Below are 21,436 nucleotides of genomic sequence, written 5' to 3'. Positions count from 1 at the left end.
GACCGGCCGAGGACGGCAGCAACGGCTCCATCCACGCCCACGCCTCATCGGAGACCACCGCTCGATGCTGTCGCATCGCCCGGAGCCTGCCGATCCGGACCGCCAAGATCCGTCAGACACGCCCTAGCGGCTCACCCGTCGCCGGGGTTGGAGAACCGGGGGCTCAGCCCGTCGTCCTGGGCACCGCCCTCCGCCGGCAGCGGCGCCTCGTCCTCGGCCGCCTCGGCGACCAGGTCGTCGTCCTCCCCCGCCGGGCGGTCGACGCCGCGCTCGAGCTCCTCGAGCAGCCGCTGCTCGTCGGGCCCCAGGTCGGCCGGCCCCAGGTGCTCGCCGGGCTCGCCGGCGTCGGTGCCGGAGGCCATGCCGCTGTCGGGCAGTTCCTCGTCGCGGTCCATCGGGCAGCTCCTCAGCGGGGGAAGTTCGGTTCCAGGCGCGGCACGATCTGCATCTCGGGCACGAACGCCGACGGGTGCAGCAGCAGCAGCGTGCGCACCGCCTCCGCGACCGCCGACGGCGGCATCATGAGGTGCGACGGGATCCCCCACTGCTCCATCATCGGGGTGTCCATCGCGGCGGGGATGACGCTCTGCACGCGGCAGGGGAACGGCCGCTCGGTGCCGTCGTCGGCCCGCACGGCCTTCTCGCGCAGCTCCCGCTGGATGCAGCGGGTGGCGTTGAGGAACCCGGCCTTCGAGCCGTTGTAGGCGATGGCGCCGCTGCCGGAGGTGATCGCCGACAGCGACACGATGTGCACGACGTCGGCGGTGCGGCCCTCCGGCAGGTGCTGCACCCGCTTCATGAACTCGCTGGTGAGGAAGACCGGGCCCTCGAAGTTGACGGCCTGCACCCGGCGGAAGTCGTCGAGGTCGATGTCGGTGACGTAGCCGGGCCGGTCGATGCCGGCGACGTTGACCAGGATGTCGAAGGCGTCGCCGTGCCGGTCGAACAGGGCCTCCACGGCGGCCCGGCGGCCGGCATCGTCGGTGACGTCGAGCGCCACCACCTCCGCCGAACCTCCCCCGTCGGCCACCAGGGTCCGGGTCTCCTCGCTGCCGGCGGCGTTGATGTCGGCGATGGCCACGTGGGCGCCGGCCTCGGCGAGCGCGACGCAGGTCGCGCGGCCCAGCCCGCTCGCCCCGCCGGTGACCAGGGCGACGCGCCCCTTCAGCGACCCGGTGACGTCCATGCAGTGCTCCGTTCTCGGTGATCCGTGCGTGCGGTGATCACTCTCGCGGAGAACCCGCCCCGTCGCAGGTCGAGAGCCTTCGGCACCGGAAGCCCCCGCGGCACCCGGGCTTCCTGTGCCGGAAGCCCCCACGGCACCCGGGCTTTCGGTACCGAAAGCCCCTGGCTCAGCCGGTGGGGGCGCTGGCCGAGCCGGTCGCGCCGGCCAGCCGCTGCTCCCGGGTGGCCCACACGTCGGCGAGGGTCACGGTGCGCAGCCCGCGCTCCTGGATCAGGTCGAGCAGCTCGCCGTAGACGGTGGTCACCGCCGGGTGGTTGGCGTGCCCGATCACGATCGACTGGGCGGTGAACCACTCGCGGGCGTAGCCGACGAGCTCCGGGCCGGAGAGCACCGTGTGGTCGCCGAGGGTGCCGCCCCACATGGCGACCGTCGGGTGGCCCTGGTCGGCGGAGATGCGGTCGATCCGCTCGTCGTGGGCGCCGAAGGGCGGGCGGAAGAACGGTGTGTCGGCGACGCCGAGGGTCCGCCGCATGAAGTCGCGGTTGCGGGCGATCTCCTCGGCCACCTCCGCGTCGCCGAGGGTGGTGAGGTCGGGGTGCGACCAGGTGTGGTTGCCGATGGCCACCTGCCCCGACTCGATCATCGGGCGCAGCTCCCGGGCGCTGTCGGCCCACGAGGAGTAGCAGCCGTTCGGGAAGAACGTCAGCCGGATGCCGGTGTCGGCGGCCAGCCGGGTGTACGCGGCGACGACCTCGCTGTTGGTGCCGTCGTCGATGGTGAGCGCGATCGCGTTGCCCTCGCCGGGCAGGTCGCTCACCACGCCCAGCGGCGGGTCGACCGCGGCCGGTCCGGCCGGTCCGGTCGGTTCGGCCACCGGCTCGGCGGGGGCACGGCCGGCCGGGGCGGGTTCGGGCGGACCGGCGGCGGCCGCCTCGGGCGGCGCGCCGATCTGGTCGGCGCCGTGCGCCACCGAGGCTCCGGCGAGCCCGGCGGCGAGGAAGAGCAAGAACCGTCGGCGGTCCATGCCGCGGGACGCTAGTGACAGGTGGGACGGCGCCCGGGGAGCCGCCGGGCGACGCGCCGGACCGGTTCGTACCGTCAGCGGGTGCCTCCGGAGCGTCACCGGAACGGGACGAGCCCGGCCTCCTCGATCAGGCGGGTCTGCTCCCGGCACCAGGGGGACCAGGCGTCCCCCTCGGCCTCCTGCCGCCGGCGGAAGGCCGCCCAGTCGAGCAGCTGCCACTCGGCGACCTCGGTGGGGTCGGGCACCGGGGTCCCGCCGAACCGGCCCAGGTAGACCGGGCAGACCTCGTTCTCCACCACCCCGCGGAACTCGGCGCGGTAGCGGTAGCCGGGCAGCGCCGGGCGGAGGTCGGCGACGGTGAGGCCGAGCTCGAACCCGGCGCGGCGGGCGATCGCGGCCGCGTCGTCCTCCTCCGGGCCGGGGTGGCCGCACACGGTGTTGGTCCACATGCCCGGGAAGGTCTGCTTGTCCTCGGCCCGGCGGGTGACCAGCAGCCGGCCGGCCTCGTCGAACAGGTAGGCCGAGAACGCGCGGTGCAGCGGCGTCTCGCCGTGGTGCACCAGCGGCTTGGGCATCGTGCCGATCGCGGTCCCGGTGTCGTCCACCAGGACGATCAGCTCCTCCACGGCGCCATCGTCCCAGGCCCCGGGTCCGGCTGCCGAGCTCAGTCCCGGTGGCGCACCACGTTGACCACGCTGCCGTCCGGTGCGCGGACGAGGAACCGGCGCACCCCCCACGCCTCCGTGGTGAGCGGGTGGACGATCTCGTAGCCCAGCCGCTGCGCCTCGGCGTAGGCGGCGTCCACGTCGGGCGTGTGCACCGAGATGACCGGGTCCTCGGGAGCCGCGGCGTCGCGCGTCACCAGCTGCACGTGCGCGCCGGTGTCCGGGGAGGTGTAGCGGGCCACCCAGCCCAGGTTGAACTCCTCGGTGCCCAGGCCGAGGTAGTCGGTGTAGAAGCTCTTCGCCGACTCCAGGTCCGCCACCCGGAGGTTGGCGGTGATGCGGGCGACGCGCATGCGGGTCCTCCTGACCGGACGGGGTGCGCACGACCCTCGCCCCCGGGGCCGGCGCCTGTCCATGCGCCGCGGCGGGCCCGGCGGCAGAGTGGGCGGATGGACAGCTTCCGGCGCGGCGACATGGTCTTCGACGTCACCGACGGCGGCCCGCCCGACGGGGAGGCCGTCGTCCTGCTGCACGGCTTCCCCCAGGACCGCACCGCCTTCGACCTGGTGGCGCCGGCGCTGCACTCCGCCGGGCTGCGCACCCTCGCCGTCGACCAGCGGGGCTACTCCCCCGGCGCCCGGCCGGTCGGGCGCCCGCAGTACCGGGTCCGCGAGGCGGCGGACGACGTGCTGGCGCTGCTCGACGCCGCGGGCCTGAGCAGCGCGCACGTGGTCGGGCACGACTGGGGCGGCGCGGTCGCCTGGGCCCTGGCCGACTGGCACGCCGACCGCGTCCGGACGCTCACCGCCCTCTCCACGCCGCACCCGGCGGCGATGCAGGAGGCCCTGCTGAAGAGCGACCAGGCGCTGCGCTCGGTCTACATGGGCCTGTTCCAGCTGCCGCTGCTGCCCGAGGCGGTCCTGCTGGCGGGCAACGGCGCCGTGCTGCGCCGGCTCCTGCACCTCGGCGACCTGCCGCCGGAACGCGCGGACCACTACGTCCGCCGGATGCGGGAGCCCGACTGCCTGTCCGCGGCGCTCAACTGGTACCGGGCGGTCCCGTGGAGCGGCAGGGACCGGGTCGGCACGGTGCGCGTCCCGACGCTGCACCTGTGGAGCACCGGCGACACCTTCCTCGGCCGGACCGCGACCGAGGCGACGGCGAAGCACGTCGACGCCCCGTACCGGCTCGTGGTGCTCGACGCCCTGCCGCACTGGATACCCGAGCTCGCCCCCGACCGGACGGCGGAGTTGATCACCGCCCACGTCAAGACGGCGGTCTAGCGCCGACGTGCGGCGGCAGCGCCGAGCAGCCGCGTGTGCCGCGGCAACCGATGTGGATGCGCCCGGCTCCCGGGTACAGCGGCACGGCATGACGACCGGGACCGTGTCGCCGACCCGCGCCGAACGGCTCGACGGGCTGCCCTTCACCCGCGAGCACGGCCGGCTCGTCGTCGGCTCGGGCGTGGGCTGGGCGCTCGACGCGATGGACGTCGGGCTGATCTCGTTCGTCATGGCGGCGCTGGCCGCGCAGTGGTCGCTGTCGGCCACCGAGCTGTCGTGGATCGGCTCGATCGGCTTCGTCGGCATGGCCCTGGGTGCGACCCTCGGCGGGCTGCTCGCCGACCGGTACGGCCGGCGCCAGGTGTTCGCGCTGACCCTGCTCGTGTTCGGCGTCGCCACCGGGGCGGCCGCGCTGGCCTGGTCGGTGGGGGCGCTGCTCGTCTTCCGCTTCCTCATCGGCCTGGGCCTCGGCGCCGAGCTGCCGGTCGCCTCGACGCTGGTCAGCGAGTTCGCGCCGGCCCGCGTGCGCGGCCGGGTGGTGGTCGCCCTGGAGGCGTTCTGGGCGGTCGGCTGGGTGCTGGCGGCGCTGATCGGCTACCTCGTCGTCCCGCGCAGCGACGCCGGCTGGCGGTGGGCGCTCGCGCTCGGCGCGGTCCCGGCCCTCTACGCCGTCGTCGTCCGGCGGGGGCTGCCGGAGTCGGTGCGGTTCCTGGAGCTGCGCGGCCGGACGGCGGAGGCCGAGGCCGCGGTGCGGCGGTTCGAGGACGCCGCCGGCGTCGCACCCCGCCCCTCACCCCCGGCCGCCCCGCCGGCGGCGCAGCGGGCGCGCGGGCTGTGGGCCGCCGGCAACCGGGTGCGGACGGCGGCGCTGTGGGCGGTCTGGTTCAGCATCAACTTCGCGTACTACGGCGCGTTCATCTGGCTGCCCACGCTGCTGGTCGAGGCGGGCTTCTCGCTGGTCCGGTCCTTCGGCTACACGCTGGTCATCACCCTGGCCCAGCTCCCGGGCTACGCCGCGGCGGCGTTCCTCATCGAGAGGTGGGGACGACGGCCCACGCTCGCCGTCTTCCTGGTCGGCTCGGCCGTGGGCGCCGGGCTGTTCGCCACCGCCGACGGCGAGACCGCCGTCCTGGTCACCGGCATGGTCCTGTCGTTCTTCAACCTGGGCGCGTGGGGCGCGCTCTACGCGGTGACGCCGGAGGTCTACCCCACGGCGCTGCGGGCGAGCGGGGCGGGCGCGGCCGCCGGCTTCGGCCGGATCGCCTCGATCGTCGCGCCGCTGTCGGTGCCGCCGCTGCTGGAGCAGGGCGGCAGCGGCCTGGTGTTCGGCGTCTTCGCGTTCTTCTTCGCGGTCGGCGCGCTGGCCACCTGGGGGCTGCCGGAGCTGCGCGGGCGCACCCTGGAGGAGGGGTGAGCGACCTGGCCGCGGCCTACCGCCGCTACAACGCAGCCTGCAACGCGCACCGCTTCGAGGAGCTCGGCGAGTTCGTGCACGAGGAGCTCGCCGTCGACGGCGAGCGGATCCGGCTGGCCGACTACGTCGAGGGGCTGCGGGCCGTCGTCCGCGCCTTCCCCGACTACCGCTGGGACCTGCGGCACCTGCTGGTGGACGGCGACTGGGTGGCGGCGCACTTCGCGGACACCGGGACGCACCGCGGCGACTGGCTCGGGCTGCCGGCGACGGGGCGACGGGTGACCACGCAGGAGTTCGCCTTCTACCGGTGGGCCGGCGGGCGGATCGCCGAGGTGTGGGTCACCGCCGACGACCTGCGGGTCCTCGAGCAGCTGCGCGCGCCGTAGGCCGGCGGCCGGTACCGCGGCCCCGGCGCGGGTCAACCCCGCCGCGCTGGGTAGCGGCAGGCCATGGCGAAGCTCGATCGCGGTCACCTGGACGGCCTCACCGTCGCCGTCACCGGCGCCACCGGCAACGTCGGGACGGCGCTGCTGCGGCGGCTGACCGGCAGCGGCGCCGCCGAGGTGCGCGGGCTGGCCCGCCGGGAGCCGCCGGAGCAGCCGCCCTACGACCGGGTGCGCTGGACGTTCACCGACCTCGGCGAGGCCGCGAGCGAGCAGGCGCTGCCCGGCTTCCTGGAGGGCGCCGACGCCGTCGTGCACCTGGCCTGGGCGCTGCAGCCCGGCCGGCACCCCGAGGCGCTGCGCCGGGTGAACGTTGAGGGCACCCGGCGGGTGGTCCGGGCCGCGGCCGCCGCCGGGGTCGGCCACGTCGTCCACATGTCCTCGCTGGGGGCGTACGCGCCGGGCTCCCGCGGCCAGGTGGTGACCGAGGACTGGCCGACGACCGGCATCCCGACCTCGCAGTACAGCCGCGACAAGGCCGAGGCCGAGCGGGCCGTCCGCGAGATCATGACGCGCCACCCGGAGGTCACGTCCAGCGTGGTGCGCCCCACCCTGGTCATGCAGCCGGCGGCGGCCAGCGAGATCGGCCGCTACTTCCTCGGCCCGCTGCTCTACCCCGCCGCGCGGCTGCTGCCCGCGCCGGTGGCGCAGGTGCTGCCGCTCCCCCTGCCGCAGGTGACCGTGGGCTTCGTCCACGCCGACGACGTCGCCGACGCCCTCGAGCGCATCCTCGACCGGCGCGCGCCCGGGGCGTTCAACCTCTCCGCCGAGCCCACGATGGACGCCGACGCGATCGCGAAGGCGCTGGGCACCGTGCGCGTCCCCGTGCCGGCGCCGGTGCTGCGCGCCGCCCTGCACGCCGCATTCACCGCCCACCTCGTGCCCACCGAGCCCGGCTGGCTCGACCTGGCCCTGCAGGCGCCGGCGCTGGACACCACGCGCGCCCGGCGGCTGCTCGACTGGGCGCCGTTCCACCGCGGCGACGAGGTGCTCGCCCAGTTCGTCGCGGCCTTCGGGCGGGGCGAGGGCGCGCCCGGGCCGCTGCTGCAGCCGGCCGGCGGCCCGGTGCGCGACCCCGACGGCGACCCGGGGAACGCCCCCGGCCCGCGCGCCAACTGACGCCGGTCCGGCAGGCTGGACCGCGTGGAGACGGTCCTCGACGAGCAGGGCCGGCCGGAGCCGCCGCCGGCCGCGGGTGAGCTGGAGACCCTGCTCGGGTTCTTGGAGTTCCAGCGGGCGACGCTCGCGTGGAAGACCGACGGGCTGGACGCCGACGGGCTGCGCGCGACGGTCGGCGCCTCGTCGATGGCGCTCGGCGGGCTGCTCGCGCACCTGGCGTGGGTGGAGCAGCACTGGTTCGGCCGCCGGCTGCACGGGCTCCCGCCGGACGCCCCCTGGGACGGCGTGGACCTCGGCGCCGACCCCGACGGCGACTGGCGCTGGGCCGAGCAGCACTCCCCCGACGCGGTCCGCGCGCTCTGGCGGGCCGCGGTCGAGCGGTCCCGCGCGCGGGTGGCCGAGGCGCTCGCCGACGGCGGGCTGGACCGGCGCTGCGCGGTGCCGTGGCCCGACGGGCGGGCGCCGAGCCTGCGCTGGGTCCTCGTGCACATGGTCGAGGAGTACGCGCGGCACAACGGCCACGCCGACCTGCTCCGGGAGGCGATCGACGGCCAGACGGGCGAGTAGTCGCTAGGCCGGCGCGCTGCCCAGCAGCGCCCGGGTCATGGCGTTGCGCGTGTCGAGCAGCTCGTCCAGCGCCGCGGTGAGGTCGTCGGCCGAGACGGAGATCGCCGCGTCGTCCGGCGTGCGGGTCGCCGCCACCAGCGCCGCCCGGCGCAGCAGCTCCTTGAGGAACGAGGCGGTGACGCCGTCGGTCCGCGCCAGGACGTCGTCCAGCCGCGAGGTGTCGACGTCGAGGTCGCCCCGGTAGAGCTCGAACAGCGCCCGCCGGGCCTCCGCGTCGGGCAGCTCCAGGGCCACCGCCTGGTCCACCCGCCCCGGCCGCGCGGCCAGCGCCGGCTCGAGCAGGTCCGGCCGGTTCGTGGTGAGCACGAAGACGACGTCGGCGTCCTCGGCCAGGCCGTCCATCTCGTTGAGCAGCTGGAACAGCAGCGGGTGCTGGCCGGGGTGCATGCCGCGCTCCTCGGCGATCAGGTCGACGTCCTCCACGACGACCATCGCCGGCTGCAGGGCCCGGGCCACCGAGGCCGCCTGGGCGATCAGGTGGATCGTGTTGCCGGTCAGCTGGATCACCGTGGTGCCGACCAGGTTGCTCATGAGGAACCGCACGGTGTGGGTCTTGCCGACACCGGGCGGGCCGAAGAGGAGCACGCCGCGCTTGAGGTGCTGCCCGGCCGCCAGCAGCCGGTCCTTGTGCCGCGCCACCTCGACGACCTGCCGCTGCACCTCGGCCAGCGTCTCGGGGGAGAGCACCAGCTGCTCGGCGCGCAGGGTCGGCCGCCGGTGGAAGTTCAGAAGGGTCATCGGGCCGAAGACCTCCCCTCCGACGTCGCCGCCGAAGGAGAGCACCTGACCGCGGAAGACGTTGTGGGCCAGCGCCTCGGCCCGGATGCCGGTGGCCGCCCGACGGGCTCCCTCGGGGTCGGTGCCGGCGACGTGCAGCGTGGTGACCGGCATCCCGATCTCGGGCTCGGGCCCGCGGAAGAAGACGGCCAGGCGGGCGTCCCCCTCGGTGACCAGGTAGACCCCGCACCGCACGCAGGCCCGCACCTCGCCGTCCGGCCCGGCGGCGCGGTTGACCCGCGACGGGGTGCCGGGGCGCGGGGCGAAGGGGTCGCCGTGGCCGCCCTCCATGCCGCTGAGCAGCTCGCCGAGCCCGAACGGCCGGTGCTGGTAGCCGACGATGCCCACCAGCTCACCGGAGCGGCGGGGGTCGGCCAGCCACGCGTCCAGGCCGGCCTGCACGTTGACGTGGTCGTACGCGGGCCAGGTCTCCTGCACGACCTCGAGCTCGCCGGCGCCGTCGCCGAGGTGGCCGGTCAGGATCCGCGACAGGGTGGTCCGCTCGTCGGCGCGGGCGGCGCCCACGACCGCGCGCACCCCGCGGCGCACGAGCCGGCCGACGTCGGCCAGCTCCGGCCGCACCCGCTCCGCGCCGCCCCCGCCGCCCCCGCCGCCGTTGCCGACCCCCGGCCCGTAGGCGACCCAACCGCTGTCCACGGGCGGGGACGGTAGCGGGACGGACCCGGCTCGTCAGCCGCGTTCCCCCTGGCACGGCCGCCGTGGGCGGGCACGGCGGTTCAGGTGCGGGGCATGCCGGCCTCGCGCAGCAGGGCGCCGCCGATGATGAGCCGCTGCACCTCGCTGGTGCCCTCGTAGAGCCGGAACAGCCGGGCGTCGCGGTAGAACCGCTCGACCGCGGTGGTGCGCAGGTAGCCCATGCCGCCGTGCACCTGGACCGCCCGGTCGACGGCGCGGCCGACCATCTCGGTGCAGAACAGCTTCGCCGCCGACGGGCCGACCGAGGTGTCCTCGCCGGCGTCGTAGCGGGCGGCGACGTCGAGCACCATGCTGCGGCCGGCCAGCAGTTCGGCGTGCATGTCGGCGAGCATCGCCTGCACGAGCTGGAAGCGGCCGATCGGCGCCCCGCCCTGCCTCGCGGTGGCGGCGTGGGCGACGGACTCGTCGAGCACGCGCTGGGCCATGCCGACGCAGAGCGCGGCGATGTGCAGCCGGCCGCGGGCGAGCACGGTGAGCGCCTTGGCGTAGCCGCGCCCCTCCTCGCCGATCAGCGCCTCGGCCGGCACGCGCACCTCGTCGAGGAAGACCTCGGCGGTCCAGGCGCCGGCCTGGCCCATCTTGCGGTCCCGGGGCCCCACCGTGATCCCCGGCGTCGAGGCCTCGACGACGAACGACGAGATGCCCCTGCCGCCCTTCTCCGCCGGGTCGGTGCGGGCGAAGACCACGAAGAGGTCGGCGATCGGCGCGTTGGTGATGTAGCGCTTGGCGCCGTCGAGCACCCAGCCGTCGCCGTCGCGCCGGGCCGAGGTGCGCAGCCCGGCCGGGTCGGAGCCGGCCTCGGCCTCGGTGAGCGCGAACGACCCGATGAGCTCGCCGGCGGCCAGCCGCGGCAGGTACGTCTTCTTCTGCTCCTCGCTGCCGAAGCGGGCGATCACCTGGCCGGCGATGCCGTTGTTGGTGCCGAACAGCGAGCGGAACGCCGGGGTGGTGTAGCCGAACTCGAAGGCCAGCTGCACGTCCTCGGTCATGGTGACGCCGAGCCCGCCGTGCTCCTCGGGCAGCGCGTAGCCGAACAGGCCCATCCCGGCGGCGGTGGCCCGCAGGTCGTCGGGGATGCGGTCGCCGTCCTCGATCTCCTCCTCGCGCGGCACGACCTCGTCCCGCACCAGCCGGCGCACGGCGTCCCTGACCTGGCGGAAGTCCTCGGCGTCCACGGCCTCATGGTGACGGGTCGGCGCGCCCGCCGCCCGGGCGGGCGGGACGGCGGCATGGCGACATCTACTAAACACAACGGAGTCAAGTCATGACATTCTGTTGTGCTCTGGCGGGTGAACCGCCTAGGCTCGGAAACGGCTGCAACCACCGGCCCCCTACGGTGCGACCCGCCCCCGGAGACCCTGTGCCCCTGCTCAACGTCGCCCTCGTCCCCGCTCCCGACCAGGTCGTCGTCCGCCTCACCGGCGACGCCGACCTCTCCACCGTCCCCCTCCTGGCCGACGCCCTCGGCCAGGCCGCCGGCATCGGCACCACCCACCTCGTCGTCGACGTCGCCGCGGCCCGGTTCTGGGACAGCTCGGCGCTGCGCGCGCTGGCGCGGATCAGCGCCGAGCTCGTCGGCGCCGGCCGCACCTGCCGCGTCGTGGGCGCCGGCGCCGCCACCCGCCGGCTGGTCCGCGCGGCCGGCCTCGGCGACCAGCTCGACCTCGACGGTCTGGTCGTGGAGCGGGCCGCGCCGGAGCCGTCTCCCGCGCCCGGAACCCGCCCGCTGCGCCGTCCCTCCGGCCTGCGCGCGAACCCGGCGGTGCGCCCGGCGCGCACCCCGGTGGGCGCGATCCCGCTGCACCGCTGGAGCTGACCGGCACCTCCCCTCCCGCGCGCGGAACGGGGGTCCGCGGGTAGGAAGGCCGCATGGGCGAGGTGGTGGTGCTGCGGCACGGGCAGACCGAGTGGAGCCGGAGCGGTCAGCACACCGGCGTGACCGACCTGCCGCTGCTGCCGGAGGGCGAGGACCGCGCCCGGCGGCTGCGGGACGGGCTGGCCGGGCGCACCTTCGCCGAGGTGTGGGTCAGCCCGCGGCAGCGGGCCCGGCGCACGGCCGCGCTGGCCGGGCTGACCGAGACGGCGGTCGACGACGACCTCGTCGAGATGGACTACGGCGGCTACGAGGGGCGGACGACGGCGGAGATCAGCGACGAGCTGGGCCGGGAGTGGTCGGTCTGGCGCGACCCCGTCGTGCCCGGCGCGACCCCGGGCGAGACGCTGGCGCAGGTGGCCGCGCGGGTGGACCGGGTGCTCGACCGGGTCCGGCCGCGGCTGGCCGACGGCGACGTCGCGCTCGTGGCGCACGGGCACGTGCTGCGCGTGCTCACCGCCCGCTGGCTGGGGCTCGGCCCGGAGTCCGGCGCCCTGTTCGCGCTGCCCGCCGGGTCCTACGGGGTGCTCGGGCACGAGCACGCCCGCCCGGCGCTCACCGGGTGGGGGCTGCGCTGACCGGCTGCCAGCCGTTGACCGGCTCCTCGACCGCGGCCCGCGGCCGGGACGGGCGGCCGAACAGCCAGCCCTGACCCAGGTCGGCGCCGAGCCCGGCCACCTCCTGCGCCAGCCGCTCGTGCTCGACCCCCTCGGCGACGACGGCCGCGCCGAAGCCGTGGGCCTGCTCGACCACCGCGCGGATCATGGCGCGGGCCCGGTCGTCCGGCAGCAGGCGGACCAGGGCCTTGTCGAGCTTGACCACGTCCGGCCGGACGGCGGAGAGCAGGCTGCGGCTGGACCACCCGGCGCCGACGTCGGCGAGCGCCACCCGGAAGCCGACCGCGCGGACGTGCTCGAGCACCGAGTGGAGGTGGCCCTGGTCGGCGAGGGCGTCGGCCTCGGCCACCTCCAGGACCAGCTGCGACGGCGCGAGACCGGCGTCGTGCGCGGCCCGCTCGGTGCTGGCCAGGCACACCTGCGCGCGGTAGATCGCGCGGGGCGAGACGTTGACGAACAGGTCGGCGCCGCCGAGCCAGCCGGCCGCCCCCGTGACGGCGGCCTCGCGGCCGATCCGGTCGAGCCGGTGCAGCCAGCCGGCCGACGAGGCGACGAAGAACAGGTCGCCGCCGGGCACCTCGCGACCGTCGACCAGGCCGCGCAGCAGGGCCTCGTGGGCCACCTTCGCGCGGTCGGCCAGCGACACGATCGGCTGGTACACCGACCAGAACTCCGCCTCGGCGAGCACGCCGATCTCCACGGTGATGCCGCGGCGGGCCAGCTCGGTGGCCAGGGTCGGCGCGTTGAGCAGGGCAGTGGCGAAGGCGACGTCGTCCGCGGGCGGGTCGGTGACCACGCGGACGACCCGGGTCTCGGCGTCGGTCAGCTCGTGGGCCAGCCGGGCGAGGAGCCGGTCGAGCCACCGGCCGCCGCGCTCGTCGACGATGTCGAGCATGCGGGCCGAGGCCTCGACGGAGAGGCCCATCGCCCGGGCCGTCCGGGCGATGGCCGGCAGGACGTGGCTGATCGGCGTCGCCAGCAGCGCGCGGGTCGCCCGACCCGGCACCTCCCAGCGCTGGTGTTGCTGCGTGCCCACCTCCCGAGGATGACCGACCGCACGCCCCCTCCCGCACAGGCGCGCGGTGCGGCAGGATCAGTTCCGACCCGGGAATGTCTCAACTGACGGGCCAGGGCACTGGCATTCCTGGGTTTAGTGTCTAAAGTCTGCCCATGGCCGCGATGACGACCCTCGACCACCCGCGAGCGAGCAGGGGCGGGCGCCCCCGCGACCCCAGCCGGGACGGTGTCATCCGGGCCGCCATCCTGCGGCTGCTGGCCGACGTCGGGTACGGGGCGCTGACCATGGACGCCGTGGCCGCGGAGGCCGGCGTGGGCAAGGCGACGATCTACCGCCGCTGGCGGACCAAGCAGGACCTCGTCGTCGACACCATCGCCGACCTCAACCGCGAGGAGGCGACGGCGCCCGACAGCGGGTCGTTGGAGGAGGACCTCCGGATCCTGCTCCGCCGGCTCGTCACGGTGATCAACGGCCCGGTCGGCGCGGCGACGCTGTCGCTGCTGTCCACGGTGCCGCACCAGCCGGCGCTCGCCGAGGCGTTCCGCAGCGGCCCGCTCGGCGTGTGGCGCAGCGCGTTCGACGAGGTCTGGCAGCGGGCCGAGGAGCGCGGGGAGCTCCAGCCGGGCGTCAGCGGCAGCCTCTCGGCGGAGATGACCAGCGCGCTGCTGGTGCAGCGGTGGCTGCTCACCGGCGAGCCGGTCGACGACGCCTACGCCGACGACGTGCTCGAGACGGTGGTGCTGCCGCTGCTCAGGCGGGCGGCCTGAGCCTCACCAGCCCAGGGTGGTCGGTCCGCCCTTGAACGGGCCGACCACCTCGTCGGTGATCCACCCGCCGTAGAAGTCCCCCGGCTGGGGCCGCACGAGCTCGCCGTCGACCAGCGCGCGGTCGACGCGCCCCGGGTAGAAGGCCACCGCGCCGCGCAGGCGCGCGTAACCGGCGGTGGGCCGCTCGTAGGACCAGCCGACCGCCGGGTGGCGCCGGCCCCCGACGACGGCGTCCCAGTAGGTGGCCGCGCCCTTCCACTCGCACCACGAACCGCCCGCGGCGCGCTCGAGCACCCCGGCGGCGACGTCCTCGCGGGGCACGTAGTACACCGGCGGGTGGCTGGTCTCGCAGACCCGGACCGCCCGGGTGGTGTCGGCCACGACCCGGCCGCCCAGCTCGACGACGACGTGGCGCGGCGTGACCTCGGCGGAGGGCGGGCGCGGGTAGTCCCAGACCGACTCCTGGCCGGGCCCGACGGGATCGCGGCGGGGGGAGCTCACACCCCGCCCTTCGGCGTCAGTCGTTGTTGCGGATGCGCCGGACGACGACGACGGTGAGCAGCAGGCCCACCGCGCCGACGGCCGCCATGCCCACCGGGGTGGCCAGGAACTGCTGCGCGGCGGCCTGCCCCTTGGCCTTCAGCCGCGAGGGGCTGCTCCGGTAGACCAGCTGGTCCAGGGTGGCCGCGAGCGACTCGCGGGCGGCGTCGATCTCCAGCTGGATCTGTCGAGGGTCGCGAGGCACGGCGACAGCCTGCCAGACCACGCCCGCCGCAGCGCGCCCGCGTGGTCGCGGCGCACCCGTCCGGGCGACTCCTAGACTGCAGGTCTCGCGCGGGAGTGGTGTAACGGCAGCCACGCCAGACTTAGGATCTGGTGCCTCCGGGCGTGCGGGTTCGACTCCCGCCTCCCGCACGCGTGCGGGCACGCCGGCGGGCCGGCCGCCCGCGTGGACGGCCGGCCGGAGCCCTCGGTCAGACCGTGCCCGGCCGTGGTGCCGGGACCGCCAGCGGCGGGATGTTCTGGTTCAGGTGGAACAGGTTGTCCGGGTCGTAGCGGCGCTTGAGCGCGGCGAGCCGGGTGTAGTTGGCGCCGTAGTTCTCCGCCGCGCGGTCCTGCTCGTCACCCGACGCGAAGTTGGTGTACCCACCGGGCTTCGAGTGCGGGGCGATGGCGGCGAAGTAGTCGCGGACCCACGCCGTGTTGCGCTCGTTCTGGGTGGGGTCGGGCCACATGCCGGCGATGTTCGCGACGTACCGGGCGTCGCGGTGCCCGAAGGCGGTCGCGTCGGAGGCCACCTCCTGCGGGGCGCCGTCCAGCGTGTACATGTGCATGGCGCAGGTGTCGGCCGGCATGCGCGCCCCGTGCTCCATGTGGGCGGCGATCGCCTCGTCGGTCAGCTCGGTGAGGAACGCGGCCTTCCAGTAGTGCTGCAGCCCCGGTGGCAGCAACGGGTCGAACAGCGCGTTCAGCGCCGGGTAGGGCATGGGCGCGACCAGCTCGGCGGCGGGCAGGGCGACCTGGCGGAACCGGTCGAGGAACCGCTCCCCCGCCGCCATCTCGCCGGTCCAGCACGAGATGACCACCGCGAAGGGCTGCCCGATCCGGTTCTCGGGGATGAACGGCAGCGGGGCGGCCAGGTGCACGGCCGGGTAGCCGCCGTACTCGCGCGGGGCCTCGGCCAGCGTGTCGTCGAAGAAGCGGAAGACCGCCGGACCGTCGTCCATCTCGAAGAACATGATGCCGACCAGCACGTTCTCGGGGATCGGGTGCACCCGGTAGGTGAAGTCGGTGACGACGCCGAAGTTGCCGCCGCCGCCGCGCAGCGCCCAGAACAGCTCCGGGTCCTCCTCCTCGCCGGCCGTCACCAGGTCACCGGCAGCGGTCACCACCCGGGCGGCGAGGAGGTTGTCGCAGGACAGGCCGTGGGCGCGGGACAGGTAGCCGACCCCGCCCCCCAGGGTCAGCCCGCCGATGCCCGTGGTCGAGATGATGCCGCCGGTGGTGGCCAGGCCGACCGCGGCCGCGGCGTCGTTGAAGCGGCCCCACGTCGTGCCACCACCGGCGGTGGCGGTGCGCCGCTGCGGGTCGACCTCGACCGACTGCATGGCCGAGAGGTCGGCGACGAGCGCGCCGTCGGCCGTGCCGTAGCCGGGCACGCTGTGCCCGCCGCCACGCACGGCCAAGGTCATGCCGGAGTCCGCCGCCGCGCGCACCACGGCGACCACGTCCTCGGCGGTCGCGCACCGGACGACCGCCGCCGGGTGCGCGTCGATCATCCCGTTGTAGACCCTCCGGGCCTGCTCGTACCCCTCGTCTCGGGGGCGGATCACCTGTCCGGTCAGTCGACCGGCCAGCGAGTCCAACACCTGCGCCTGGGCCTGGGTCATGGCTGCTCCTCGGCGGACGGACGTGCCGGGCGCCCTCGGCTGGGCGCCGAGCCGGAGAAGCGCCCACCGTAGGGGCCGTCCCGCGCCGGCGGACACGGGCGAAGGTCCCCGGCCCGGGCGCGCCCCTCAGGCCAGGACGGCGCGCAGCTCGAGCTCGGCCGACGGCTGCCCCGGGTCGTCGGCGTCCACCACCGCCAGCAGCCGCACCTCGTCGCCGCGGACCTCGCGCAGCGCCAGCCCCTCCACCTTGTGCACCCGGCCGCCCACCTCGGCGATCGGCGCCACGGCGAGCACGTCGGCGTCGTCCACCAGCGCCAGGGCGGTGGCCACCACCGGGCCGTCGTCGACGGCGTTGGGCGTGTCCTCGGCCGCCGCGCTCAGCAGCGTCCGCCCGTCGGGCAGCGCGACGGCATCGGTCACCGCCAGGCCGACGCCGCGGACCTCACCGAGCCGGTAGGCCCGCGGCTCCGCGATCGCGACGGTCGCGGGGTCGGCCCTGCCCAGGACGGCGGCCACCAGCCCGTCGAGCGGGACGTCGACGCTGCACGACGGCACCCCCGAGGCGAGGTTGCCCCGCTGGAACCAGCGCACCCGGTCGCCGTGCCGGCTGGCCCCCTCGAGGTTGAGCTGGTCGCCGGGGACGTCCATCGCCAGCGCGACGCGGCGGTACAGGGGCGCCAGGTCGGTGGCCGACACCTCGGCCCGGCCGTCCACCAGGCGGGCCAGCACCCCGCGGGTGCGCCGGGCGGAGGAGCCGGAACCGAGCAGCAGCACGGCGGGGGCGCCGTCGACCTCGGCCGGGCAGGCCACCTCCAGGTCGGGCTTGAGGTGCTTGGTGCCCTCGGCCTCGCTGAACACGTCGTGCCCCTCGACGGGCGGCAGCACGCGCACGGGCACGGTGCCGTCGGGACGGCGCCAGGCCGCGACCGTGGCGTCGTCCTGGACGACCAGCCAGCCGTCGCCGAACGGCGCGATCCCCGAGGCGGCGCGCACCGGCGTCCCGTCGTCGAACCGCAGCGCCCGGACGGCGTCCACGACTACCCGCACGGCCCTCCTGTGCCCACGGCCCGCGCCGTCTAGGCCAAGGCGTCCAGGCGGGCCATCTCGTCGTCCGAGAGGCCCAGCCCCGCCGCACCCATGTTCTCGGTGAGGTGCTCGACCGACTTGGTCCCGGGGATGGGCAGCACCACGGGCGACTTCCGCAGCAGCCACGCGAGCGCGACCTGCGCGGGCGTGGCGTCGAGCTCGCGGGCCACGGCCGCCACCGGGCTGTCCGGCGCGGCCAGGTCACCGGTCGCGATCGGGAACCACGGGATGAAGGCGATGCCCTCCCGCGTGCAGTGGTCGAGGACGTCCTGCGACTTCCGGTAGGTCAGGTTGTAGAGGTTCTGGACGCTGACGACGTCGACGACCTGCCGCGCCGCCTCGACCTGCTCGACCGAGACCTCGGAGAGGCCGACGTGGCGCACCTTGCCCTCCTCCTGCAGCTCCCGGAACACGCCGAGCTGGTCGGCGAGCGGGAAGGCGGGGTCGATGCGGTGCAGCTGCAGCAGGTCGATCCGGTCCACCCGCAGGTAGCGCAGCGACAGCTCGACCTGCTGCCTGAGGTAGGCGGGGTGGCCGAGCACGGTCCACTCCCCCGGGCCGGTGCGGGTGAACCCGGCCTTGGTCGCGATGACCAGGTCCTCCGGGTAGGGGTGCAGGGCCTCGGCGATGATCTGCTCGCTCACCGCCGGGCCGTAGGAGTCGGCGGTGTCGATGAAGTCGACGCCCTGCTCGACGGCGGCCCGCACCACGCGGACGGCGGCGGCGCGGTCGGCCGGCTCGCCCCAGACGCCGGGGCCGGGCAGCTGCATGGCGCCGTAACCGAGGCGGTGGACGGGGAGGTCCCCGCCGATGAGGAACGTGTCGGACGCTGCGTCTACGGTCATGCCGGGCGCAGCGCGCCCGCGGCCGCCCGTGTTCCCCCCATCCCGGATCGGCCTGCTGACCAGCGGAGTCTCTCCGCGCAGAAGTTGCCTCCCACCCCGTTCGAACGTATGATCGAACGCATGGCGGAGCGGTCGACGGAGTGGCCCGTGTTCGGGCCGCAGACGGGTCCCGCCTCCGGCCCGCTGGGCGCGGTGCAGGAGGCCGACCGGGAGATCGCGCGCTGGACGGCGCAGAGGGCCCGAGCGCTGGCCCGGTACGCGGCGTCGATGCCGGCCACGGCCGACCGGGCCCGGGGAGAGCCGGGCGCGATGGGAGCGCAGCGGCGGGCGCGCCGACCCGAGGTCCTCGAGCCGGTGTCGGCGTGGACGGCGCAGGAGGTGTCGATCGCCCTGTCCCGCAGCCAGGGCAGGGCCCAGGTGCTGCTGGAGCAGGCCCGCACGCTCGAGCTGCGGCTGCCCGGCACGCTGGCCGCTCTCGAGGCGGGTCTGCTCTCCCCGGAACACCTCGGGCCGCTGCTGGACCACGTCGCGCCGATCGCCGACGACGCGGTCCGCGCCGAGGTCGAGGCCGAGCTGCTGCGCTGGGTGGCCGACCGGGCCGCGCGCAGGACGATCACCACCCCGCCCCAGCTGGGCGACCGCACCCGGCTGGTGGTCAAGCGCCGCGACGCCCGCCACGCCGCGCAGCGGGCGCTCAGAGCCGTGCGCGAGCACGGCGTGCACCGGCAGCGCGAGCGCGGGGAGGGGCTGGCGCCCCTCCCGGTGGTGGGCACCGGGCCGGAGATCGACGCGCTGCACGCGGCGCTGGGGGCCCACGCCGACGCGCTGCCGGACGACCCCGACGACGACCGCTCGCGGCCGCGCCGCATGCTTGACTGCCTGCTCGACCTGGTGCTGCGCCCCGGCGAGTCCGATCTCCCGCCGGTCCGGGTGGTGCTCACCGTCGTCGCCCACCTGCAGACGCTGCTCGGCGGTGACCGGCCCGGGGAGGTGCAGGGCCGGGTCGCCTCCGCCGAGGAGGTCCGTCAGCTGCTCCTCGCGCTCACCGGCGCCGAGCTGGGCACGGCGGCCACGGCCGAGCCGACCGGCGAGCCGTCGCTGCCCGACCCGACCGGCGAGCCGTCGCCGGACCGGCTCGACGAGCGGTTCCTCGACGACCCCGGGTGGGAGCCGTGGGAGTACACCCCCGAGATGCGGGCGGCGCTGGCCGAGTGGGAGGCCGGCTGGGAACGACGCCTCGAGGCCGGTGAGTTCGACGACCCCGACCCGGTCCAGGTGCTGCGGCCGGTGACCGTCGACGACTTCGACCCCGAGTTCGAACGGCTCCTGCACGAGCTCGACGACCGCTGGTGGGCCGACCTCGAAGCGCGGCTCGCCACCGATCCCGCGCCCGGTGACGATCCGGCGGCCCGGTGACGATCCCGCGCCCGGTGACGAACCGGCGCTCGAGGATCCGGCGCCGGCGGCCGGTGGTGGGCTGACGCCGACCGCGCGGTCGACGACGCCTCGGCCGCGGTGCTCGCCGCGCGGCGCGCGCTCGGGCACGCCGAGCGCACGGTCACCACCGCCGAGTGCGCCGACGCCGCCGGTGAGACCGCCCGGCCGGCGGGCACGGCCGGCCGGGTCGACGCCACCACCGAGGCCCTGGCGGCGCTGCGCGCGGCGGCCGACGCCGACCGCGCGGCGCTGGCCGACCTGCTGCACCGCACCGCCGGCGGCGGGCTGGCCGAGCGGCCGCGGATCGCCCTGGTCGACGCGCTCTCCGGCGCCCTCGTCTCGCCCACCGACCTGCCCGGGTTGCGCCGGGTCGCGCACTGCGGCCGGTCGGCCTGCCGCCGACGACCCGACCGCTGCACCCACGACCTCGCCTCGGCGCGGGCGCGCCCGCCCCCACCGACCGCTACCGGCCCCCGGCCGGGCTCGACCGCCACGTGCGCGCCCGCGACCGGCGCTGCCGCTTCCCCGGTTGCCGCCGACCGGTCCGCGCCGGCGAGCTCGACCACCACGTCGCCTGGCCCGACGGCCCCACCGCCGCCACCGACCTGGCCGGGTTCTGCACCGGCGACCGCCCGGCGAAGCACGAGGCGGGATTCCGCTCCGACCTCGCCCCCGACGGGACGCTGACCGTCAGCACACCCGACGGCCTCACCGCCACCACCGAGCCACCGCCCTGCTGACCGCGAGGGGATCGGATTCCTCCCGTGCACACCTCCGGCCCGCGGGGTACACGGAGGGCTCCACCGACGCGGAAGGACCACCACATGAGCGAGCAGGCTCCCGACGAGATCCCGACGGGCACCCCCGCCGGCCAGGACGCGCCGGTCGAGCGCGGCGGGTCGGAGGAGGCCAGCGGCGTCCCCCTCACCGAGACCGAGGTGGAGACGTCGAAGAAGCCCGAGGACCGCGACGGCAACGTCTAGCTAGGCCTCGTCCGCACCCGGGCGCCGTCAGGAGCCGACGAGCGCCCGGTTGAGGACGGCGATCAGCTCGGTGCGGGTGACGATGCCGACCAGCCGACCGTCGTCGTCGACCACCGGCAGGTGGCGCAGCCCGCTGTCGGTCATGAGCGCCACCAGCCGGGCGACCGGGGTGTCCACGCCGACCGTCGTCACCGGGCTGGTCATCACCTTGGCGACCGGGTCGAGGTCGACGACCTCGAGGTTGAACAGGTCGTACACGGTGACGATGCCGACCACCCGGCGCGCCTCGTCGACGACCGGCAGCGCCTTCACGTGGTGCTGGTTCATGAGCATGCGCGCCCGGTACAGCGACTCCCCGGCCTGCACCGTCTGCACGTCGCGGGCCATGAGCGTGCCGACGCGCAGCTGCCCCAGCCGGCGGTCGAGCGCCTGCGCCTCGGCCTCGCGGACCAGCGCGAGGACGTCGCCCGGCAGCACGTCGAGCCCGCGGTCGAGCCGGGCCATGGCCTCCCGGATGTCCTCGGCGCGCACCCCGATCCGCTCGCTCGGCACCGCGTCCGTGCCCGCCTTCGGCGCCGGCGGCTCGGGGGCGTGCGGGTAGGGCCGCCCGGTCAGGTTGTTCACCAGGGCGGCCACGACCAGCAGCACCACCGTGTTGACCCCCACCGGCCAGACCGCGAAGGCGTAGCCCTGCTCCGCCACCGCGCCCGTGCCCACCGCGGCGAACAGGGCGCACGCCCCACCCGGCGGGTGCACGCAGCGCAGCAGCATCATCACCGCGATCGCGACCCCGACGGCGACCGCCGCGGCCAGGGCGACGTCGTCGACCACCCGGCCCGCGGTGACGCCGACGAGCGTCGACACCCCGTTGCCGACCAGCAGCGACCACGGCTGGGCCAGCGGGCTGGCCGGCGCGGCGAACAGCAGGACGGCGGTCGCGCCCATCGGCGCCACGATGTAGGGCAGCATCGCCGGCCCGCCGGGCACCGCGCGGGCCGTGAGCGCGGCCAGGGCGATGCCGGCGAAGGCGCCCAGCGCCCCGCGCAGGTAGTCCGCCCGCCGGTAGCCGAGCGGTCCCGGCCGCAGGGACGACCGCCACGCCCGCAGGTCCGCGTGCAACCGAGCTCCTCCCACCGGCCTCCTCGCCGTCGCGGGAGCGTACGCG

Annotated in this window: 25 protein-coding genes and 1 tRNA gene; 12 read left to right on the top strand and 14 right to left on the bottom strand. The window is 76.0% G+C overall.

Annotated elements, in window-relative coordinates; genetic code table 11:
• Window positions 1–131: 131 nt before the first annotated feature.
• The 5 genes from ACI78S_RS10090 to ACI78S_RS10070 all read right to left on the bottom strand — a co-directional run bounded on the left by ACI78S_RS10090 (window position 132) and on the right by ACI78S_RS10070 (window position 3,228).
• The gene (locus ACI78S_RS10090; RefSeq protein WP_456972763.1) at window positions 132–395 is read right to left on the bottom strand and encodes a hypothetical protein; all 264 of its coding nucleotides are present in this window, start codon (window positions 393–395) and stop codon (window positions 132–134) included.
• 11 nt (window positions 396–406) lie between these two features.
• On the bottom strand, window positions 407–1,186 hold the full coding sequence (locus ACI78S_RS10085) for an SDR family NAD(P)-dependent oxidoreductase (RefSeq protein ID WP_456972761.1): 780 nt from the start codon (window positions 1,184–1,186) through the stop codon (window positions 407–409).
• Between the two features lie 166 nt (window positions 1,187–1,352).
• Complete coding sequence (locus ACI78S_RS10080) at window positions 1,353–2,210, bottom strand: polysaccharide deacetylase family protein (protein WP_456972759.1); 858 nt, start codon at window positions 2,208–2,210, stop codon at window positions 1,353–1,355.
• Window positions 2,211–2,305: 95 nt separating this feature from the next.
• On the bottom strand, window positions 2,306–2,836 hold the full coding sequence (gene idi, locus ACI78S_RS10075) for an isopentenyl-diphosphate Delta-isomerase (RefSeq protein ID WP_456972757.1): 531 nt from the start codon (window positions 2,834–2,836) through the stop codon (window positions 2,306–2,308).
• Window positions 2,837–2,874: 38 nt separating this feature from the next.
• On the bottom strand, window positions 2,875–3,228 hold the full coding sequence (locus tag ACI78S_RS10070; protein WP_456972755.1) for a VOC family protein: 354 nt from the start codon (window positions 3,226–3,228) through the stop codon (window positions 2,875–2,877).
• A gap of 96 nt (window positions 3,229–3,324) precedes the next feature.
• Here ACI78S_RS10070 and ACI78S_RS10065 point away from each other — a divergent pair, with 96 nt between their 5' ends.
• The 5 genes from ACI78S_RS10065 to ACI78S_RS10045 all read left to right on the top strand — a co-directional run bounded on the left by ACI78S_RS10065 (window position 3,325) and on the right by ACI78S_RS10045 (window position 7,701).
• On the top strand, window positions 3,325–4,158 hold the full coding sequence (locus tag ACI78S_RS10065) for an alpha/beta fold hydrolase (RefSeq protein ID WP_456972753.1): 834 nt from the start codon (window positions 3,325–3,327) through the stop codon (window positions 4,156–4,158).
• An 88-nt stretch (window positions 4,159–4,246) separates the two neighbouring features.
• On the top strand, window positions 4,247–5,572 hold the full coding sequence (locus ACI78S_RS10060; RefSeq protein ID WP_456972751.1) for an MFS transporter: 1,326 nt from the start codon (window positions 4,247–4,249) through the stop codon (window positions 5,570–5,572).
• Window positions 5,569–5,958 carry an ester cyclase gene (locus ACI78S_RS10055; RefSeq protein WP_456972749.1) on the top strand — a complete coding sequence of 130 codons (390 nt, stop codon included), beginning with the start codon at window positions 5,569–5,571 and terminating at the stop codon, window positions 5,956–5,958. The genes ACI78S_RS10060 and ACI78S_RS10055 overlap by 4 nt, the downstream gene beginning before the upstream one ends.
• 63 nt (window positions 5,959–6,021) lie before the next feature.
• Window positions 6,022–7,134 carry an NAD-dependent epimerase/dehydratase family protein gene (locus tag ACI78S_RS10050; protein ID WP_456972747.1) on the top strand — a complete coding sequence of 371 codons (1,113 nt, stop codon included), beginning with the start codon at window positions 6,022–6,024 and terminating at the stop codon, window positions 7,132–7,134.
• Between the two features lie 24 nt (window positions 7,135–7,158).
• Window positions 7,159–7,701: a DinB family protein gene (locus ACI78S_RS10045; protein WP_456972745.1), complete on the top strand. Its 543-nt coding sequence runs from the start codon at window positions 7,159–7,161 to the stop codon at window positions 7,699–7,701.
• Between the two features lie 3 nt (window positions 7,702–7,704).
• Here the strand turns inward: ACI78S_RS10045 and ACI78S_RS10040 are convergent, their stop codons facing one another.
• The gene (locus ACI78S_RS10040; RefSeq protein WP_456972743.1) at window positions 7,705–9,195 is read right to left on the bottom strand and encodes an AAA family ATPase; all 1,491 of its coding nucleotides are present in this window, start codon (window positions 9,193–9,195) and stop codon (window positions 7,705–7,707) included.
• Between the two features lie 80 nt (window positions 9,196–9,275).
• A complete protein-coding gene (locus ACI78S_RS10035; RefSeq protein WP_456972741.1) occupies window positions 9,276–10,430 on the bottom strand; it encodes an acyl-CoA dehydrogenase family protein in 1,155 nt (384 codons plus the stop codon).
• A gap of 185 nt (window positions 10,431–10,615) precedes the next feature.
• On the opposite strand from ACI78S_RS10035, the gene ACI78S_RS10030 reads away from it, so the two are divergent.
• Window positions 10,616–11,071, top strand: coding sequence for an STAS domain-containing protein (locus tag ACI78S_RS10030; protein WP_456972739.1), 456 nt, complete (start codon window positions 10,616–10,618; stop codon window positions 11,069–11,071).
• A 53-nt stretch (window positions 11,072–11,124) separates the two neighbouring features.
• Window positions 11,125–11,706, top strand: a complete 582-nt coding sequence (locus ACI78S_RS10025; protein ID WP_456972737.1) for a histidine phosphatase family protein — start codon at window positions 11,125–11,127, stop codon at window positions 11,704–11,706.
• On the opposite strand, the gene ACI78S_RS10020 is transcribed toward ACI78S_RS10025, so the two are convergent.
• Window positions 11,684–12,781 carry an EAL domain-containing protein gene (locus ACI78S_RS10020; protein WP_456972735.1) on the bottom strand — a complete coding sequence of 366 codons (1,098 nt, stop codon included), beginning with the start codon at window positions 12,779–12,781 and terminating at the stop codon, window positions 11,684–11,686. The two genes, ACI78S_RS10025 and ACI78S_RS10020, sit on opposite strands and share 23 nt — an antisense overlap.
• 134 nt (window positions 12,782–12,915) lie before the next feature.
• On the opposite strand from ACI78S_RS10020, the gene ACI78S_RS10015 reads away from it, so the two are divergent.
• Window positions 12,916–13,530: a TetR/AcrR family transcriptional regulator gene (locus tag ACI78S_RS10015; protein ID WP_456972733.1), complete on the top strand. Its 615-nt coding sequence runs from the start codon at window positions 12,916–12,918 to the stop codon at window positions 13,528–13,530.
• Between the two features lie 3 nt (window positions 13,531–13,533).
• On the opposite strand, the gene ACI78S_RS10010 is transcribed toward ACI78S_RS10015, so the two are convergent.
• Both ACI78S_RS10010 and ACI78S_RS10005 read right to left on the bottom strand, forming a co-directional pair.
• Window positions 13,534–14,031, bottom strand: a complete 498-nt coding sequence (locus tag ACI78S_RS10010; protein ID WP_456972731.1) for a DUF427 domain-containing protein — start codon at window positions 14,029–14,031, stop codon at window positions 13,534–13,536.
• Between the two features lie 16 nt (window positions 14,032–14,047).
• Window positions 14,048–14,275: a DUF3618 domain-containing protein gene (locus ACI78S_RS10005; protein ID WP_456972729.1), complete on the bottom strand. Its 228-nt coding sequence runs from the start codon at window positions 14,273–14,275 to the stop codon at window positions 14,048–14,050.
• Window positions 14,276–14,364: 89 nt separating this feature from the next.
• On the opposite strand from ACI78S_RS10005, the gene ACI78S_RS10000 reads away from it, so the two are divergent.
• Window positions 14,365–14,445, top strand: a tRNA-Leu gene (locus ACI78S_RS10000).
• Between the two features lie 59 nt (window positions 14,446–14,504).
• Here ACI78S_RS10000 and ACI78S_RS09995 read toward each other — a convergent pair.
• The 3 genes from ACI78S_RS09995 to ACI78S_RS09985 form a co-directional block, all read right to left on the bottom strand.
• A complete protein-coding gene (locus ACI78S_RS09995; RefSeq protein ID WP_456972727.1) occupies window positions 14,505–15,920 on the bottom strand; it encodes an FAD-binding oxidoreductase in 1,416 nt (471 codons plus the stop codon).
• A 126-nt stretch (window positions 15,921–16,046) separates the two neighbouring features.
• Entirely contained in the window at window positions 16,047–16,967 is a 921-nt protein-coding gene (locus tag ACI78S_RS09990; protein ID WP_456972725.1) for a DUF6910 family protein, read from the bottom strand.
• A 29-nt stretch (window positions 16,968–16,996) separates the two neighbouring features.
• Window positions 16,997–17,851 carry an aldo/keto reductase gene (locus tag ACI78S_RS09985; protein WP_456972723.1) on the bottom strand — a complete coding sequence of 285 codons (855 nt, stop codon included), beginning with the start codon at window positions 17,849–17,851 and terminating at the stop codon, window positions 16,997–16,999.
• Window positions 17,852–17,971: 120 nt separating this feature from the next.
• Between ACI78S_RS09985 and ACI78S_RS09980 the strand changes: the two genes are divergently transcribed.
• The 3 genes from ACI78S_RS09980 to ACI78S_RS09970 all read left to right on the top strand — a co-directional run bounded on the left by ACI78S_RS09980 (window position 17,972) and on the right by ACI78S_RS09970 (window position 20,271).
• Window positions 17,972–19,267, top strand: a complete 1,296-nt coding sequence (locus ACI78S_RS09980) for a DUF222 domain-containing protein (protein WP_456972721.1) — start codon at window positions 17,972–17,974, stop codon at window positions 19,265–19,267.
• 515 nt (window positions 19,268–19,782) lie between these two features.
• Entirely contained in the window at window positions 19,783–20,028 is a 246-nt protein-coding gene (locus ACI78S_RS09975) for a hypothetical protein (RefSeq protein WP_456972719.1), read from the top strand.
• A gap of 84 nt (window positions 20,029–20,112) precedes the next feature.
• Window positions 20,113–20,271 (top strand): hypothetical protein, encoded by a 159-nt coding sequence (locus tag ACI78S_RS09970; RefSeq protein ID WP_456972717.1) that lies wholly within the window; start codon window positions 20,113–20,115, stop codon window positions 20,269–20,271.
• A 27-nt stretch (window positions 20,272–20,298) separates the two neighbouring features.
• On the opposite strand, the gene ACI78S_RS09965 is transcribed toward ACI78S_RS09970, so the two are convergent.
• On the bottom strand, window positions 20,299–21,390 hold the full coding sequence (locus ACI78S_RS09965) for an HPP family protein (RefSeq protein WP_456972716.1): 1,092 nt from the start codon (window positions 21,388–21,390) through the stop codon (window positions 20,299–20,301).
• Between the last annotated feature and the right edge of the window lie 46 nt (window positions 21,391–21,436).

Source organism: Geodermatophilus sp. SYSU D00815, assembly GCF_054050035.1.
Note: the sequence above shows the minus strand (reverse complement) of the source record. Positions and strands in the feature narration are given on the sequence as shown.

Coding starts and splice junctions, on each gene's coding strand:
- ACI78S_RS10090 (WP_456972763.1), bottom strand. CDS start 395: ATGGACCGCGACGAGGAACTGCCCGACAGCGGCATGGCCTCCGGCACC.
- ACI78S_RS10085 (WP_456972761.1), bottom strand. CDS start 1,186: ATGGACGTCACCGGGTCGCTGAAGGGGCGCGTCGCCCTGGTCACCGGC.
- ACI78S_RS10080 (WP_456972759.1), bottom strand. CDS start 2,210: ATGGACCGCCGACGGTTCTTGCTCTTCCTCGCCGCCGGGCTCGCCGGA.
- ACI78S_RS10070 (WP_456972755.1), bottom strand. CDS start 3,228: ATGCGCGTCGCCCGCATCACCGCCAACCTCCGGGTGGCGGACCTGGAG.
- ACI78S_RS10065 (WP_456972753.1), top strand. CDS start 3,325: ATGGACAGCTTCCGGCGCGGCGACATGGTCTTCGACGTCACCGACGGC.
- ACI78S_RS10060 (WP_456972751.1), top strand. CDS start 4,247: ATGACGACCGGGACCGTGTCGCCGACCCGCGCCGAACGGCTCGACGGG.
- ACI78S_RS10050 (WP_456972747.1), top strand. CDS start 6,022: ATGGCGAAGCTCGATCGCGGTCACCTGGACGGCCTCACCGTCGCCGTC.
- ACI78S_RS10025 (WP_456972737.1), top strand. CDS start 11,125: ATGGGCGAGGTGGTGGTGCTGCGGCACGGGCAGACCGAGTGGAGCCGG.
- ACI78S_RS10015 (WP_456972733.1), top strand. CDS start 12,916: ATGGCCGCGATGACGACCCTCGACCACCCGCGAGCGAGCAGGGGCGGG.
- ACI78S_RS09995 (WP_456972727.1), bottom strand. CDS start 15,920: ATGACCCAGGCCCAGGCGCAGGTGTTGGACTCGCTGGCCGGTCGACTG.
- ACI78S_RS09985 (WP_456972723.1), bottom strand. CDS start 17,851: ATGACCGTAGACGCAGCGTCCGACACGTTCCTCATCGGCGGGGACCTC.
- ACI78S_RS09980 (WP_456972721.1), top strand. CDS start 17,972: ATGGCGGAGCGGTCGACGGAGTGGCCCGTGTTCGGGCCGCAGACGGGT.
- ACI78S_RS09970 (WP_456972717.1), top strand. CDS start 20,113: ATGAGCGAGCAGGCTCCCGACGAGATCCCGACGGGCACCCCCGCCGGC.